Here is a 15,651-nt window from a genome sequence, read left to right on the forward strand (position 1 = left end):
AGGCTTGGTCAAGCCAAGTTTTGAAAAAAAGCGCCCCAAACGGTTCAGTTGGTCAGTTATTGACTAAATCGCGCACTCTACCAGCAACTAAGCTTGTTGATAGTACCCCGGAACCTTGAACCAGCGGCGACACATATCCAAAAAGTAACCATAGAGCACGCCCATGCCGCAGGAAATGATGGCGTTACTGGTCACGGCTGTAATGATCTGCTCTGTCGAGGCACCAACCGCCAGCAGAATACCCGCATAGACGGGAGATTGAAAAAGTACGTAGGCCACTAAGTCGGAGACGTTTTTCATCAAACCGCCAGTCGAAATTCGCGCACCTTGGCGAAGTACCCAATCTCGGAATAGACCATAAGGCCAAGCGATGGCGATGTTGACCGGAATCGACAACGTTCGTGATGCCAATGATTGCTGGAAGGTCATTCCAGAAATCAGAATCTCGATAATCATCCCTGAGATAAAGCAAAAAACCACCATAGCAAAAGTATCTGCTGCTGCATGACGGATACAAAATGGCGCACGAGATTTCATTTACGTCCTCTAAAATATATAACTATAAAAATGGCAATTTAACGACATCATGAACTGGATGTAAAAACCAGAGCAGTTCATGGCGCTATTAGAGCAAATAATTTGTAGTTTTAGATACCGTATTTGAAATTGAGTTGTAAATTTATGACCAAAAAACGCACCAAATGTAGATAAAGTCACCAAAAATGGATAAAACCTCATTTCAATGATCTATGAGATGTAATTTAACTACATAAGTGTCTTTACTGTTAGAAGAGAAAGAAGACCTTTTATGCCTCACGACGGTATTGGTAGAGCAAGTCTGCGTACCGAAACAACGCATCATCGAGCTCTTTCTCTACAATCGGTTTGGCGATGATGTGATTGGCACCAGCTTCACACATACAAACACGTGTTTCTTTGAACACATCGGCAGTGCAACCGAAGATCAAGACTTGGTTAATCGAGTTTGGCATGGCACGAATGGCGCGAATGGTTTCAATGCCATCCAGTACGGGCATGTGATTGTCCATCAAGATCAAGTCGAATGATTGATGTGGTAACAGATCCAACGCTTCTTGGCCGTTTTCGACGCAAGTGGGAATAAAGCCTTTGTTGCGCATAAACGTTTCAAGAATGATGGCATTGGTGCGGTTGTCTTCAACAATCAGAACGGTCAAACCTTGATAATCGAGATGATAATTTGGCTCTTGCTCGACACTGCCAACGTCACACACCTGCACTGGCAACTCGACGTTAAAGCAACTGCCAAGCCCTTCTTGACTGGAAACGCTAATTTTACCACCTAACTTTTCAACGATTTTTTTAACGATTGCCAGACCAAGGCCAGTACCGCCATAGCGTCGGGTGGTCGAGGATTCTGCTTGTTCAAACGGGCGGAAAATACGTTTTTGTGCTGCAATAGGAATACCTATCCCTGTGTCTTTAACTTTAATCACAAGGTAGTTCTGCCCTCCTTTGAACACTTCTTCCAAGTAGACTTCAACCACACCGTGGGAAGTAAACTTCACCGCATTATTGAGTAAGTTGAATAGTATTTGCCGCAGGCGTGCACGGTCTGCATGGTACCAACGATCTCTGGCAACCTGTGAATAGACGCGAAATTGCAGTCCTTTTTCCGCACACAAGGTGTAGTAGATGCTGTTTACGCTGCCAATAATGGAGTCAAACGGGAATGGGGCGAGATCAAATTCCATGTGTCCTTGCTCGATTTTGGAGTAATCCAAGATCTCGTTGAGCAAAGTCATCATGTGATCACCGGAATCGTATAGCGTTTTTAGGTGCTTTTTCTGTTCTTCGGTCAATGGGGTTTTCAGCAACAACTGCGCCGTGCCCAACACGCCATTCATGGGCGTACGAATTTCGTGCGACAATGTGGCCAAAAAGGCGGTTTTGGCATTGGTTGACGCTTGTGCTTTGACTTTTTCTGCCTCTAGATAGACGGTTTTCTCGTTAAACGCATCGATCAGATGTTTGATCTCGTCATCGCTTTGATAATCGATATCAACGATACCGCCGGTTTTTGAGTTGTCCACGCTTTGCGCAATCGTGATGATCGGTTCAATCAAATAACGGTTGAGCAAGTAGTAACCTGCTAAAACGCAGATGAGTAAGAAAGGCAAAATACCCCATTCCACCCGTAGCACTTTATTGAACACTTCATCACTTATTCGCTGGCGGGCACTCACTACTTTCATTTGCCAATGAAAATCGCTGAGTTCAATCTGGCTAACGTAACGGCCTCGAACAAGAGTGTAGTTGTGCTCGGTGATCAAGCTGCCGTTTAATGCACTGATGGTGACCCCAAGTTGGTAAATCTCGGTATGTTTGCGGATAAAATCAAATAGTGCTTGCAAGGAGAGATCAACCGTTGCCACCCCAGCAAACTGCCCATCAAGGTAATAAGGTTTCGACGCCGTGATCATCTGCACTTGCGTATAAGGATCGATATACACCTGCGACCAACTTAGTTGGCCTGAAGGTTGATTGGCAACGGACTGATACCAAGGCTGAAGATGATAGCCATCGGATTCCGGGTTGTTATACAGATGCACCTGATCGACACCACCTTGCTTGGTTTTATTAAAAAACAAGCTTCGATAGACTGGTTTCGCTTGGTTGAGTTCCGGTTCAGGCCAAAGTCCACCACTGGAGATAATATTGCCGCTGGCAGCGATGATATTGGCTATACCACGGGAAAGTTGCGATGGCGGTGGATTACCTTGAGCGAAACCAACGAGGCTGTCGAGTAACCCGAGCGAGCTATTGAGCGGCCCTTCAATTTGCGCGGCAAGCAGCTCGGTTCTCAAATCCAGATTCTGCTCGATTTTGCTGCGCACTAAAGGCTCAACCACAAAATAGGTGACGCTGCCGATGATGGCGAGGAAAAAACAGAGGTACAAACTCAAGGCGAGAATGCTTTTGTTGCGAAGTGATGAGCGAATTTCCATACGATGACAGCGTTCCCTGTTAGCTCACTTTAGTGTATTACCATACCCGGCACCGCTCAAGGTACAGGGATCAATGACTTACTTTTCTTCCCTACAACGAAACTGCGGAAAAGACCGACAATCACTGAAACTGGCGTTCTGCCCTTTTTAATGGCGGCCGAGATTGGTAAGATCCGCCCATTCACTCGCCCTTAACATCCAAGGTATTCTATTTTGACGTTATTTGACATTCTTTCCCTTGAGGAATTAGACGGTAAGCTGCTCAATCTTGCTAAAACGCAGGGCTTTGTCACTTCAATGGCGGCAGCGCCCAATATCCTCGACCCACATGAATGGCTGCCTTTCTTATGGGGAGGTGAAGAAACCGCACCTTTTTCCGACGGTGAACAGCTTGAAGCCTACATTGATGCGGTAGTGCAACTTTGGAATCAGGCGCGTCCAGCGCTACTTGATGGCTCTTGGCAGTGGCCAGAAAGCTGCAAGTTGGATGAAGCGGAAATCGTTAACGAAGCCACTCGCGACTTTTGTGAAGGTGTACTGCAAGGCTGGCAACTGGCGCGCGATGATTGGGAAACCTTAATGCCTGAAGAGAGTGAGGAAAATGCCCTACTCGGCGGTGTGTTGCTCTCTTTAACGATGCTTTACGACCCAGAAACCACCATTGCGACATTGAGCGAACAAGGCTTTGAAGGGCTTGAGCAGTTTGCGGAGATCTTTAACGCCATGCCGGTGATGCTTTGCGGCCTAACCCAACGTGGTGTGATGCTCGCTGAGCAGCAATAAATCCTCTTCCTGCGGCGAGTGGCACCTCACTCGCCGTGCATGCCTGTTTGTTTTACCCATTTCTTGTTGATCGGCTTTAGCCAACACATTACACATATCCAGCTCGTTTTTCATAATCAAACGCAATAACAATCACATAAATTCTACCAGCTGGTAAAAATAGCATTACATCTCTAGCGGTTATTTGTTAGTATCCGTGCCAATTTCGGTTAACCCTATGTTGCAATGTACCTACGCATAAATCCGCAAACCAAACAAAAAGTAGTGGCGTTTTACGTCATTATTGCTTTGTTGTTTCAGATTTATCTGTTGGCGACCATGGCGCTCAACCCTTCTCAAGTTAATCGACAGAACTGGCTATCAGACAGCCAAGGCGGCAAAGTGCTGCTATGTACCGCGCAAGGCTTTAAGTGGGTGGATATCAGTGAACTGATTGAAGCCAACAACCTCGAAGTACCCAATGCGGACAGCGGCCATGAAAACCTTAAATTTCACTGCCCACTGCTCAAAGCATGCCAGTTTTCTTTAAGCCTAGCCGTTCTCTGCTTAGCCGTCATCTTGGCGTGGCTGTCTCGCCCCGCCCCAACACGTATCTTCTATCAACACCTTCTTTGTTTACAAAAGGTGTATCTCTCCATCGCCCCGAAGCAATCTCCACCGCACTCTTTCTTCGCCTGATCTCTGAGCCATCGGCTCAGCTGAGTCATTCACGCTCAACATAAAAAAACGCCACCCTTAACGGGATGGTGCGCGCGTGCTGTTTGCTATCCGTTAATGCTATCCGTTAAACGGCGCGCGCTAACTAAAAATTCAGAAGGAAGAATCATGTTTAACCCATCATTAAGCGCTAAAACATTCGTATCTATCACTCTTTGTAGCTTATTGGCCGCATGTGGCGGCAGTGACAACAGCAGTGCGGGGGCAAGTAACACCGATAGCAAAACCAGCCAAGAGGTAGCAATTCAGTTTGCGGCACGAGTCGGCAATGAAGAAATTCGCTGCGAAGCGATGAACAACAGTGTCGTAGGCACAGCCAACAGCCAACCCACTTTTAGCGATGTTCGTGTGTATATCTCTGAAGTTACTCTGATCAACGAACAAGGCGAAGCGGTATCCGTCGAACTTACCCAAGACGGCAAATGGCAGTATCAAAATGTCGCCCTGCTGGATTTTGAAACGGGCTCGGACAGCTGTGCTAACGGCAATCCAGACACCAACCACACGATTCGCGGCAAAGTTCCACAAGGCAAATACACAAGCCTTCGTTTTACCCTCGGCGTGCCAGCAGATCTCAACCACTACGGCATTGACGGTGATGATGCTGTCTCTCCTCTTGATGTCACGGGGATGAACTGGAGCTGGCAAAAAGGGCACAAACATTTACGCATGGATGTGGCGGGTTGGAACATCCACCTTGGCACCACAGGCTGTGAAGTGACCGATGCCAACGCAGAAGTCGTCGACTGCGCAGGCTCTCGCCCGAACCGCCCACAATATCAGTTGGATAACTTCAACCTAGCCACCAACAAGGTGGTGTTCGATTATCAAAAACTGGTCGCCAACAGCGATATTTCTAAAAATACGGATGCAACGCCATTGGGCTGTATGTCGGCGAGCAGCGACCCTGATTGCCAAGGCGTGTTTGATAACTTAGGGTTGGATCTCATCACTGGTGAGTGCATTGCAGGCAACTGCTCGACTTCACAATCTTGGGTGAGCGTGGAGTAATACCGATGTCAGCAAACCTCAAGAGTGGTTTGCTGACACTGCTCGTGCTGACATCAGTAACGGGCTGTGACGGCGAATCAAGCTACGAAGTCACTGCGGCGGGTTCAACCAACCACAGTGGTTTTGACTTTCAAACGGGCTCTCTTCCCATGCCGAGAGAGCCAAACGATAACCCGGCCAGTGAAGAAAAATTCCAGTTGGGACGACACCTGTTCTACGACAAGCGTTTATCGGGCAATCAGACCTTTGCGTGTGAATCTTGCCATCAGCAGGCGCTCGCGTTTACCGATGGGCTGGCGGTTCCAACCGGTTCGACCGGCGAGGTGCTCCACCGCAACTCGCAAACGCTAACCAATGTGGCTTACAACGCCTCCTACACTTGGGCCAATCCGGTGTTGCACACCATAGAGCAACAACTGGTGATCCCGCTGTTTGGTGAGTTTCCGGTTGAGATGGGGATTAACGATGCGAATCGTGACGAGATTTTACAACGCTTTGAGCAAGATCCCCGATATCAGACGCTGTTTAACCAAGCGTTTCCGAACGAGCAGCAACCCGTGACTTTGCCCAACATCATCAAAGCGCTGGCGGTGTTTAACCGCGCCTTGATCTCCAAAGAGAGCGATTTTGATCAAGGGACGATGAGCAGTGCGGCCCTACGCGGTCAGGCACTGTTCAACAGCGAAAAGATGGAGTGCTTTCATTGTCACAGCGGCTTTAATTTCAGCGATTCGACCTTGCACGCCGATACGGTATTTGTCAGTCGCCCATTTTTTAACACCGGCCTGTACAACTTAGATGAGCAAGGCAGCTATCCAGCGCAAGACAATGGCCTGTATACAGTGACAGCAAACGCAGTGGACAAAGGCAAATTTCGCCCGCCCACGCTACGCAACCTTGCTTATACCGCGCCATACATGCACGACGGCAGCATCGCCACGCTCTCTGAAGTGCTGGATTTTTACGCCGCAGGCGGTCGTCATATCGAAAGCGGTTTCTACCAAGGCGATGGGCGACTCAACCCTAACAAAAGTGAGTTTGTCAATGGTTTTACTCTGAGTCCGCAAGAGAAGCAGGACGTACTGGCCTTTTTGGGGGCGCTCAACGATGAAGCCTTTGTTCGCAACCCGCGCTATGCCAACCCATTTTTGCCGGAGAATAACCAATGAAACACGCTTTCACACTCACGGCAGTTAGTTTGCTCTCTAGCCATATTGCCTATGCCAACCCGAACCATGAGTCAAACATTGAAGTAAAAAGCAACGTGTTCGCTCAACTCGGCTACTACCATCAAAGTCGCGATCAGCAATTTGCTATCCCGGGTATTTTGAACAGCGCAGGTGCGGCGCACCAAGAGCAAGGCGTGCAATTGATGCACGGTGAGCTGGGGCTATTAGCCATTTGGCCGCAAGTGTTAGCCGGAAAAATCATCCTCGGTAGCCACCACGGAGAGAATGTCGAGGTCGAAGAGGTCTGGTTACAACCTCATCTCGGACAAAACTGGACCTTACGTTTAGGCCGTCAACTGTCGCCCATTGGTTTGTACAATGACGTGCATGAGCACGACTGGCGATTTGTCGATGCATCGTTGTCACAGCAAGCATTTCTCGCCAACCAGTATCAAGACGACAGCATCAAGCTCACCTACGCCAGTGGTATGCATGATCTTACCGCTTGGGTTGGTCGTGGCAATGGCTACCCCGCCCAAGCGGATGCAAGCGAAAGTACACCCGCAGCGCTTGGCTTGAGCTATCAATGGCAAGGTTTTAAACAAGCGCATTCGTGGCGAGTCGTCGGCTCGCTGGCACACTTCGATGCAACCCAACGCGGCGCACAAACCAACCAAGGTCATAGCCATACGACCACGAGCAGCGCGATTATCTTTGATGGCACCACCACCTTGGTTGCTCTCGGCGCTCAATGGCAGTGGCAACAATTTAGCATTGAAGCGCAATGGATGGGGCAACAAATCGATGCCCGTCTTAGCGACTCTCAGCAGATGCAAACCGACCTCGATGCCTTTCAGTATGGGGTGAGCTCGCAGATTGTTTGGCAAAGAGAGACGTTTGAACTGGCGCTGCGTTACGACGCTCTCATCAGCGACAACCAAGTCAGCAGAGAGAGCAGTGAATTTAGTCAAGCGCTCAATGCCGAAGGTTTGCGTCCTCAACGCATTAGCGCGGTGCTCAACTGGCATTTTGCGCCAGCGCAAACGCTGCGCTTACAAGGTAACTACGAAGAAATCACTCACCTTAGCCAAAACGCATTTTGGCTGGTGTATCAGGGCAACCTGAACTGGTAAACCAAGAAAAACCACAAGGTAAATTAAGATGAAAAAAACCATCCACACATTGCTCATCACACTGCTGTCCTTGGCCGCTAGCAGCGTTTTTGCCCATGACTACCATCAAGGCAGCATACAAATCGATCACCCTTGGAGCCGTGAAGCGCCACCAACGGCGACGGTGATTGCTGGCTTTTTCCAATTGAAGAACAACGCAACTAGCGACGACTTCTTGCTCAGCGCGTCAACCCCAATCGCTGAGCGAGTGGAAATTCATACTCATGAAATGGCTGACGGTATGATGCAGATGAAGAAAATTGACGCGGTTCGCGTCGGCAGCATGCAAAGCGTGATGTTCGAACCCGGCAGCTATCACCTGATGATCTTCAAACCAAGCCAGAGCTATAAGAAAGGCGAACGCTTCCCGATGACGCTGACGTTTAAAAAAGCGGGCAGTATCGAAGTCGAGATGGCGATTGAAGAAGCGGGCCATGTGCATACTCACACTCACTAATACCGCCTGCCATGATGAAGATGCAATAGCAAGATAACTCGCGAAAAAGAAAAGGCACTGAGGAGAAAACCCACAAGGGCGGCCTCGGTGCCTTTTGCTGACAGGACGTTACACGATCACGTGCGGCAGGTAACGAGCCAAGTCTTGAGTGATCAAACTTGAATCTTCACGAATCGAAATACCCGCCGCTTTGTCGTTGACTAACCAACTACCGATTAAGGTGTGGTTATCAGCAAACTTTGGCAACGGGCAATATTGTTGGACAATAAAACGCCCTTCCCCATACGGCCCGTCGGTTTTATGACGAGATTTCCCATTACGTACGATCTCAATGTTCGCTCCTTCACGAGAAAACAAGGGCTTGCGCACAAAATCACTCAATGCGCTCGCTTTTGTATCATCGGCAAAATAGGCCGGCAGAAGGTTGGGATGCCCCTCGAACTCTTGCCATAGCAAGGGCAACAACGCTTTATTCGACAATACCGACTTCCACATCGGCTCCAACCAATTGATTTTCGACGTGGTGAGAAACTGGCTGTACTCATCATGGAACATCTCTTCCCAAGGGTAGAGTTTGAACATCCAGCGAATAACCCGATTCTCGAGATCGACAAATTGCCCTTCTTCATCGACACCAATGTCTTCGATATAGACAAACGCAGTGGAAAGTCTGGCTTCTCTTGCACAATCCTCAAGATACTGCACGGTCGCCCGGTCTTCTTCAGTCTCCTTACAGCAACTGAAGTACAAGGTTTGCCCCGGCTGCAAACGGGCAATATGGGCTAACCGTTCGATGAGATAGTCTTGTAAGATGTTGAACTGGTCGGCGCGTCGAGAAATCACGCCTCGACTCACCACATCTTCCAACCATATCCACTGCCAAAAGGCCGTTTCAAACAGCGATGTCGGGGTGTCGGCATTGTTCTCGTATAACTTGGCTGGGCCGTTGCCTGAATAGGCGAAATCAAGCCGTGAGTAAAGCGATGGTTCTTGCATCAACCATGAACGGCGCACCGCCTCCCACATCGTTTCGGGTATGGCAAAACGAGCCAGAAGCACTTCGTCATGCACCACTTTGTCGACGATGGACAGGCACATTTGGTGGATCTCTTCCGTCGGCGCTTCGAGATCGTGTTCAATCTGCTGCAAATTAAATTGATAGTAGGCCGATTCATCCCAATAGGGCTGTCCGTACATGGTATGAAAGCCAAAGCCGTAGCGCTCGGCAAGTGCGCGCCAATCTTCACGTTCTTTTATTTCGCGACGAAACATTTAGCCGCCTCGACTGATAGAGACCGATTTACCAAACCCGCCGCGCGACATCACTTTGCCTATCGTGCCGCCGCTTGACTTAATCGAGCTGGTGTTGATTTTCATCGCTTGGCCCAATTTCGTACCATAAGAAACACCACTGCCAGAGTAGTAACCACTACGATAGCGGTAGAGCGGCTCAGAGAAAAAGGCGTTTGAGCGAGACTTTAAACCGCTGGTGTCTCGTGTGTAAAAGAAGCTGCTCATGCGTGGCATATAAGAGTGGTAGGTGCTGCTGTAGTAGCAGTCATCAGAATCATAGCCAAACTCTCTTTTACATTCACTTTCTGATTGATAGCGCGGCGCACTGAACTCCGCGCGCGCGACTGCCTCTTTGTAGGCCAGTTCGCACTGCTCTGAATAGCTGGCGTGGTTTCTTTTGCACTGTTCGCTGTCTCGGTAAATATAGCCTTCTGTCTTGGGCTCATAGAATGAGTAGGCAGCGACACCACCAAAGAGAAGATAAGGAAGGGCAGGCATGACCTTCTCAAAAGACGATTTTTTCACGTTAGAACTGCGTTTCATCTCGACTCCTAGTAAGACATGCACGCAGCATTGAGTACACCCACAGACACCGAAACCGTTGCCAGAACAATGCCCGCTGGCACTTCATCGTTCTCAATTCGCTCACCGATGCGCGGCAATAACACCAAACGAACGATGGCAAACGCGACCAATTGCGCCATCAAGGCAACAACGCCCCAAACGGCAAAGTCAGCAATGTTGAGCGAGTTTTTCGCCGCGCCTGAGATGGCCAAGCAGTACCCCAAAAACGCGCCGCTAAGGGCGATCGCCGCAGCGGTGTTTTTATGATCTTTTATCAGCGTCCACTCGTCATATGGTGTCAGTCGGACATAGATAAATTTAAAAGCCAGCACAAAAGCCAACGACAGTGAAAAATAGAGGAGAAAGTTGGGGAATCCTGCCAACAACTTAGAGAGCATGTCCATGATTTTACCTAGATGTTTACCTTAATTGATTCATTGTTTTCCAGTGGAACGACTCCACCCGCTCGTCTGCAATGTAAAAGAGCTTGCTGCCGGATGGAATGCGCTTGTTGAGTGGTGGATTGAGTTCAATCCCTTGGCCGACATCAACGGCAATTAGCGTTGCCTGATGCTGTTGCTTAATAAAGGTGAACACACTGGCGACATTGGTTTCAGGTTGCGTTTTCGGGTACAACACTGAGTATTGCGTCATCCCTCTGGTCGATGCGAGTAGCTCTTGATGCAAAGTGCTAGAGCCAGGGTCAACGGCCGCCTTGGCCAGCATTTCCGCACCCACCGCAGGAATGCATTCTGCGGTTGGGCAGTGCTGGCTAAGCAAACGGCCAAGCGCATCATCTTTGAAATAGGCCACCAAATGGGCGTTCGGGTTGACGCTCGCACAATAGAGCGCGGCGGACAGGGTAATGTCATCTTGCTGGGTATCGACGATGATGCAACTCGCTTGCTCCACGTTGGCGTTGTTCATCTCTTGACCATCGGTATAGCTGGTCACTTTGACAAAACCTATCTCGCCGGGTAATGGGTTCTCAATGTCTGAACGGCTACAGAGCACAATCGGCCGCTTACCCGCTTCTTCATGTTGCAGCATGCGGATCAAATGAATCGTTCGCTGGTTATTCCAGCCTAATAAAAGAATATGATTTTCCACTCGAACTCTCCTTTTACCCAAGACGCCAGCACGCCAGTAATCAATCGCCCCAGCCGCGATACGACTGAGTAACGCAGCAAACAGACTCAATCCACCTGGAATAACAACGAGAACCACAACCCAGCGACCAAAAGTGGTGCTGGGTGATAAGTCGCCATACCCCACTGTCGATGCCGTCACCATCAAATAGTAAACAAATACCGAGAGATCACGGGTAATCGCATCCTCACCAGCCCAACGTAATAGTCCCCAGCAAAGGCTCAGGTACACGCCAACCAGTAACAGTAAATTGCGGTTGCTTAGCCTAAATACATGGGTTTGAAACCACTTTTTTAGCACCAGCCAAATCGACATAGTGAACCCCTTTATTCATCAGGGTGCTGAATATAAGCCAATTATTTGAGATAAAAAAACCAGCCGGTTAGGCTGGTTTCCATTTTGTGATCTTGTGCGCAGTATTAGGCGTTTCCTTTTACCTGCATGTTCAATCTTTCGGCAAAGTCCAACATACGGTTTAATGGAATCAAAGACTTAACACGCAATTCTTCATCTACAAAAATCTCATGTCGTTCACCACCATCACGCAAAGCGGTCTCAATGGCTTGCAGGCCATTCATCGCCATCCAAGGGCAATGGGCACAACTGCGACATGTTGCGCCGGCACCGGCTGTCGGCGCTTCAATCAGCTCCTTCTCTGGCACGAGCTGCTGCATTTTAAAGAAAATGCCTTTGTCGGTCGCGACGATCATCTTCTGCTGAGGTAATGCCTTGGCCGCTTTGATCAGTTGGCTGGTTGAACCCACGGCATCGGCCAGTTCAACCACACTGGCTGGCGATTCGGGATGCACCAAAATAGCGGCATCGGGATAAACTGCTTTCATTTTGCGTAACGCATCGGCAGAGAACTCATCATGCACGACACATTCACCTTGCCAAAGTAGCATGTCAGCACCAGTTTTCTTTGCGATGTAAGAGCCCAAGTGGCGATCTGGTCCCCAAATGATCGGCTTATCTTCGGCGTCCAAATGCTCGACAATTTCAAGTGCAATACTGGACGTCACCACCCAGTCAGCTCGCGCTTTCACCGCAGCAGACGTGTTGGCATACACCACGACCGTATGGTCTGGATGCGCGTCACAAAACGCCGTGAACTTGTCAGCAGGACAACCCAGATCCAAAGAACATTCGGCTTCCAATGTCGGCATCAAAATACGTTTCTCTGGGGTGAGGATTTTTGCCGATTCACCCATAAAGCGCACACCAGCAATAATCAAGGTGCTCGCTGGGTGGCGGTTACCAAACTTGGCCATCTCCAGAGAGTCGCCGACAAAGCCACCCGTTTCTTCCGCGAGGGCTTGAATTTCAGGATCAGTGTAATAATGGGCAATCAGAACGGCATCTTTCTCTTTCAACAATGCCTTGATGTTGGAAAGATGTTGCTCTTTTTGTTCCTGCGTCAAAGGGATAGGCTTTGGAGGGAAAGGATAAACCGTGTCAATCTTGTCTAAAATGTGGCTCATTGCTCGTGCTCTACGCAACTTCCTATAGTTCGCGTATTGTAACCTCAAGCGAATAGAAGATGCAAAAGCCATAGCATGCAGAAAACTGGCAAAAAATAAGGAGCCTGAGCTCCTTATTCTTGCAATTTTGATTTAGCGACCTTGGCCGAAGCACTACCGGGATGTTCGTCAATCGCCTGCTGATAAAACTTCTTCGCTTCCGCCTGATTGTTGTTGCGAGCCGCAATATCACCCAGCTTGACCAAAGCGTCAGCACGCTTGTTGGAATCACGGTAGGTAACAACCTCAGCAAAACTCTTCGCCGCCTCTTTATCCTGCTTTTGCGCAAAATAAAGCTGACCTAGCCAATAGCTTGCATTCGCAGCATAACTCGAACTTGGGAAATCTTTTTGAAACTGAATAAATGCAGCAATCGCACCAGCGTAATCGCGCTTTTTCAAAATCATGTCAACTGCATTTTGATATGCGGTCTGTTCATCCACGTTGGTACTGTACACACCTTTATCTGCACCCGAATCCACATCGGCCGCTGGTACGCTCGTATTCCCTACGGACTTAATTTCGCCCCGTACGCGATCCAACTCGATGAACAGTTCACGCTGTCTTTCCAGCATTTGCTGCATATCGTAGCTATTGCGCTCAAGTTTGCCACGCAACTCAGCGATTTCTAGCGACATTTGATCGATTTGTTGCTGCATCTGCAGTTGAACTCGATTTCGATTTTGCAGAAGACGCTCAAGACGCTGAACATCCGTTTCGGGAGCAGCGTTAACGGCAGATGGGCTAGCGTTGACAACAGACGCTGTCACGGGCTCGCTATTGAGATCAGATACTGGGGCTGGTGCAGCGAATGCAATATTCGCTGCACTTGCCAGTAACGTAAGCGTAACCGCTCGCTTAGTGTTACTGAACATGAGGCATTCCCTCAATTAGTAAACCAATACTGCGCGACGGTTTTTCGCGTAGATTTCTTCGGTTTGACCAAGAAGAAGAGGTTTCTCTTCGCCGTAGCTCACGATAGAGATTTGATCCGCTTGAACGCCCATCGCTTGCAGGTATTTCGCTACAGCTTGTGCACGGCGCTCACCCAGCGCGATGTTGTACTCAGGTGTACCACGCTCGTCGGCGTGACCTTCGATAGTCACTTTCAGAGACGGGTTTTTGCTTAGGTACGCCGCGTGCGCCGCTAGCATCTCTTCGTAGTCACTTGAGATAGTTGCGTTATCAAACGCGAAGTAAACGGTTTGAGTTTCACGCAGAGTCTGTTCTTTAAGCTCTTGCTCAGATAGCTGACCGTTTTGGTTGATCGGCGTGATCACTGTGGTATCAGTACCACCAGTCGTCGCTGAACCACCAGACGTTGTTTGGTTAGTTTCAGTGCTGGTGCCAGCGTTAGACGCTGCGTCATCACTTGAGCTACACGCTGTAACAGCCATTACTGGGAGTGCGATTAGAAGCCCTTTAAGAACCTTGTTAAGTTGCATCTTATTTTCCTTTATTAATCAAACTTAGTTGCTACAAAAACGGAGACCATGCGGGAGCTCTGACACGCCCATTCGTTGCCGGTAATCTAGCTTTAAAGCGACCATCGATAGACACCATCGACAGTACATTTTTCTTATCGTAAATGGAGCTATAAATCACCATACCTCCATTCGGCGCAATACTCGGTGACTCGTCAAGTAAGGTTTTGGTCAATACTTGAACCGCACCCGTTTCCAAATCCTGTTTGGCCAGATTAAAGCCGGATTCGCTACGATTAACCATGATCAGGAATCTTCCGTCCGGAGTAATCTGTCCACCCAAGTTCTGGCTACCTTGCCAAGTAAGACGGCTAGTCGACCCGTCGCTCAAATTTACTCTATATATCTGTGGTTTACCACCCCGATCCGAAGTAAAGATGAGCGATTTGCCATCAGGATGCCAGAATGGCTCCGTATTATTTGATCTATCCCGCGTTATTTGGGTTAACTGGCGAGTTTTTAAGTCCAGCGTGTAGAGCTGTAAAGAGCCCGTTTTGGACAAGACAAGCGCCAATTGACTCCCATCTGGAGAGAAGCGTGGCGCACCATTATGACGTGGATATGATGTTAGTTTCTCATGTTCACCAGTATAAATATTCAGTATGAAGATTTCCGCCTGACCATTTTGAAAGCTCACATAAGCCAGCTGTCGACCATCAGGAGACCAAGCTGGTGACATCAGTGGTTGCTTTGAGCGCAACACCAAACGTTCATTAAAACCATCGTAATCTGAGATTCTCAGTTGGTAGGGGAATTTGTCGTTGTCATTGACCACCACATACGCTATGCGAGTCAAAAATGCACCGCGCTCTCCGGTTAAACGCTCATAGACCAAGTCGGAGATACGATGGGCGTATTCGCGCAGACGTTCCCCTTCGACGGTTGCGACTTTAGTAAACAGCACATGATCTTTTGATAGCACGAGTTGGCCATCCTCCAATGCCCGGCTTTGGCCTTTGGTAAGCATGCCACGCACGACATCAATCAATTGATAGCGGACGACATACTCACCTTTCTCATTTTGGCTAATGCTGCCAGTCACCAGCGTATCAACGCCTAAAGCCGTCCACGCGTCAAAGTTAACCTCAGATTCGTTGTAAGGAGTCTGGGGCATTTTATTGGTTGCGATTGGGCTAAACTTACCGCTACGTTGCAGATCGGACGCAATCACCGCGGAGACATCGGCTGGAAGTGCGGCTTTCCCTTGCCATTTAAACGGAACAATAGCGATAGGCCTTGCCGAATCGATACCGTCAGTAATGATCAGCTCCAAGGCTGCATGAGCTATATTTGTGGCACTACTGACCAGCAGTACTAAACCCAGTAAAAGGCGTTTCATCACGTC

General features: G+C 48.9%; 16 protein-coding genes. 6 read left to right on the plus strand and 10 right to left on the minus strand.

The features are described from left to right. Positions 1-87 precede the first annotated feature (87 nt). Positions 88-537, minus strand: coding sequence for an L-alanine exporter AlaE (locus UF06_RS01805; RefSeq protein WP_045568916.1), 450 nt, complete (start codon positions 535-537; stop codon positions 88-90). A gap of 269 nt (positions 538-806) precedes the next feature. Then, complete coding sequence (locus UF06_RS01810; protein WP_052702499.1) at positions 807-2,987, minus strand: hybrid sensor histidine kinase/response regulator; 2,181 nt, start codon at positions 2,985-2,987, stop codon at positions 807-809. A gap of 213 nt (positions 2,988-3,200) precedes the next feature. Here UF06_RS01810 and UF06_RS01815 point away from each other — a divergent pair, with 213 nt between their 5' ends. From UF06_RS01815 to UF06_RS01840, 6 genes are all read left to right on the plus strand, one after another. Further along, a complete protein-coding gene (locus UF06_RS01815) occupies positions 3,201-3,770 on the plus strand; it encodes a YecA family protein (RefSeq protein WP_045568917.1) in 570 nt (189 codons plus the stop codon). 225 nt (positions 3,771-3,995) lie between these two features. Next, on the plus strand, positions 3,996-4,448 hold the full coding sequence (locus UF06_RS01820) for a hypothetical protein (RefSeq protein WP_045568918.1): 453 nt from the start codon (positions 3,996-3,998) through the stop codon (positions 4,446-4,448). A gap of 147 nt (positions 4,449-4,595) precedes the next feature. Continuing rightward, positions 4,596-5,498 carry an MbnP family copper-binding protein gene (locus tag UF06_RS01825; protein WP_045568919.1) on the plus strand — a complete coding sequence of 301 codons (903 nt, stop codon included), beginning with the start codon at positions 4,596-4,598 and terminating at the stop codon, positions 5,496-5,498. Between the two features lie 5 nt (positions 5,499-5,503). After that, entirely contained in the window at positions 5,504-6,667 is a 1,164-nt protein-coding gene (locus UF06_RS01830) for a methanobactin export MATE transporter MbnM (RefSeq protein WP_045568920.1), read from the plus strand. Beyond that, positions 6,664-7,800 carry a porin gene (locus tag UF06_RS01835; RefSeq protein WP_045568921.1) on the plus strand — a complete coding sequence of 379 codons (1,137 nt, stop codon included), beginning with the start codon at positions 6,664-6,666 and terminating at the stop codon, positions 7,798-7,800. Before UF06_RS01830 ends, UF06_RS01835 begins: the two co-directional genes overlap by 4 nt. A 28-nt stretch (positions 7,801-7,828) precedes the next feature. After that, complete coding sequence (locus UF06_RS01840) at positions 7,829-8,296, plus strand: copper chaperone PCu(A)C (RefSeq protein ID WP_045568922.1); 468 nt, start codon at positions 7,829-7,831, stop codon at positions 8,294-8,296. A gap of 108 nt (positions 8,297-8,404) precedes the next feature. Here UF06_RS01840 and UF06_RS01845 read toward each other — a convergent pair whose 3' ends face one another. The 8 genes from UF06_RS01845 to tolB form a co-directional block, all read right to left on the minus strand. Continuing rightward, positions 8,405-9,568, minus strand: a complete 1,164-nt coding sequence (locus UF06_RS01845; RefSeq protein WP_045568923.1) for a glutathionylspermidine synthase family protein — start codon at positions 9,566-9,568, stop codon at positions 8,405-8,407. Next, a complete protein-coding gene (locus UF06_RS01850) occupies positions 9,569-10,132 on the minus strand; it encodes a DUF1190 domain-containing protein (protein WP_045568924.1) in 564 nt (187 codons plus the stop codon). A gap of 8 nt (positions 10,133-10,140) precedes the next feature. Beyond that, positions 10,141-10,557 (minus strand): DUF350 domain-containing protein, encoded by a 417-nt coding sequence (locus UF06_RS01855; RefSeq protein WP_045568925.1) that lies wholly within the window; start codon positions 10,555-10,557, stop codon positions 10,141-10,143. Positions 10,558-10,573: 16 nt separating this feature from the next. After that, positions 10,574-11,617: an ion channel gene (locus tag UF06_RS01860; protein ID WP_045568926.1), complete on the minus strand. Its 1,044-nt coding sequence runs from the start codon at positions 11,615-11,617 to the stop codon at positions 10,574-10,576. Between the two features lie 104 nt (positions 11,618-11,721). Beyond that, positions 11,722-12,783, minus strand: a complete 1,062-nt coding sequence (nadA, locus tag UF06_RS01865) for a quinolinate synthase NadA (RefSeq protein WP_045568927.1) — start codon at positions 12,781-12,783, stop codon at positions 11,722-11,724. A gap of 113 nt (positions 12,784-12,896) precedes the next feature. Continuing rightward, on the minus strand, positions 12,897-13,697 hold the full coding sequence (gene ybgF, locus UF06_RS01870; RefSeq protein WP_045568928.1) for a tol-pal system protein YbgF: 801 nt from the start codon (positions 13,695-13,697) through the stop codon (positions 12,897-12,899). A 15-nt stretch (positions 13,698-13,712) separates the two neighbouring features. After that, positions 13,713-14,267 (minus strand): peptidoglycan-associated lipoprotein Pal, encoded by a 555-nt coding sequence (gene pal / locus UF06_RS01875; RefSeq protein ID WP_045568929.1) that lies wholly within the window; start codon positions 14,265-14,267, stop codon positions 13,713-13,715. Positions 14,268-14,298: 31 nt separating this feature from the next. Further along, positions 14,299-15,648, minus strand: a complete 1,350-nt coding sequence (gene tolB, locus UF06_RS01880) for a Tol-Pal system beta propeller repeat protein TolB (RefSeq protein ID WP_039433163.1) — start codon at positions 15,646-15,648, stop codon at positions 14,299-14,301. Between the last annotated feature and the right edge of the window lie 3 nt (positions 15,649-15,651).

The organism is Vibrio sp. S234-5 (genome assembly GCF_000960595.1).
GTDB lineage: Bacteria > Pseudomonadota > Gammaproteobacteria > Enterobacterales > Vibrionaceae > Vibrio.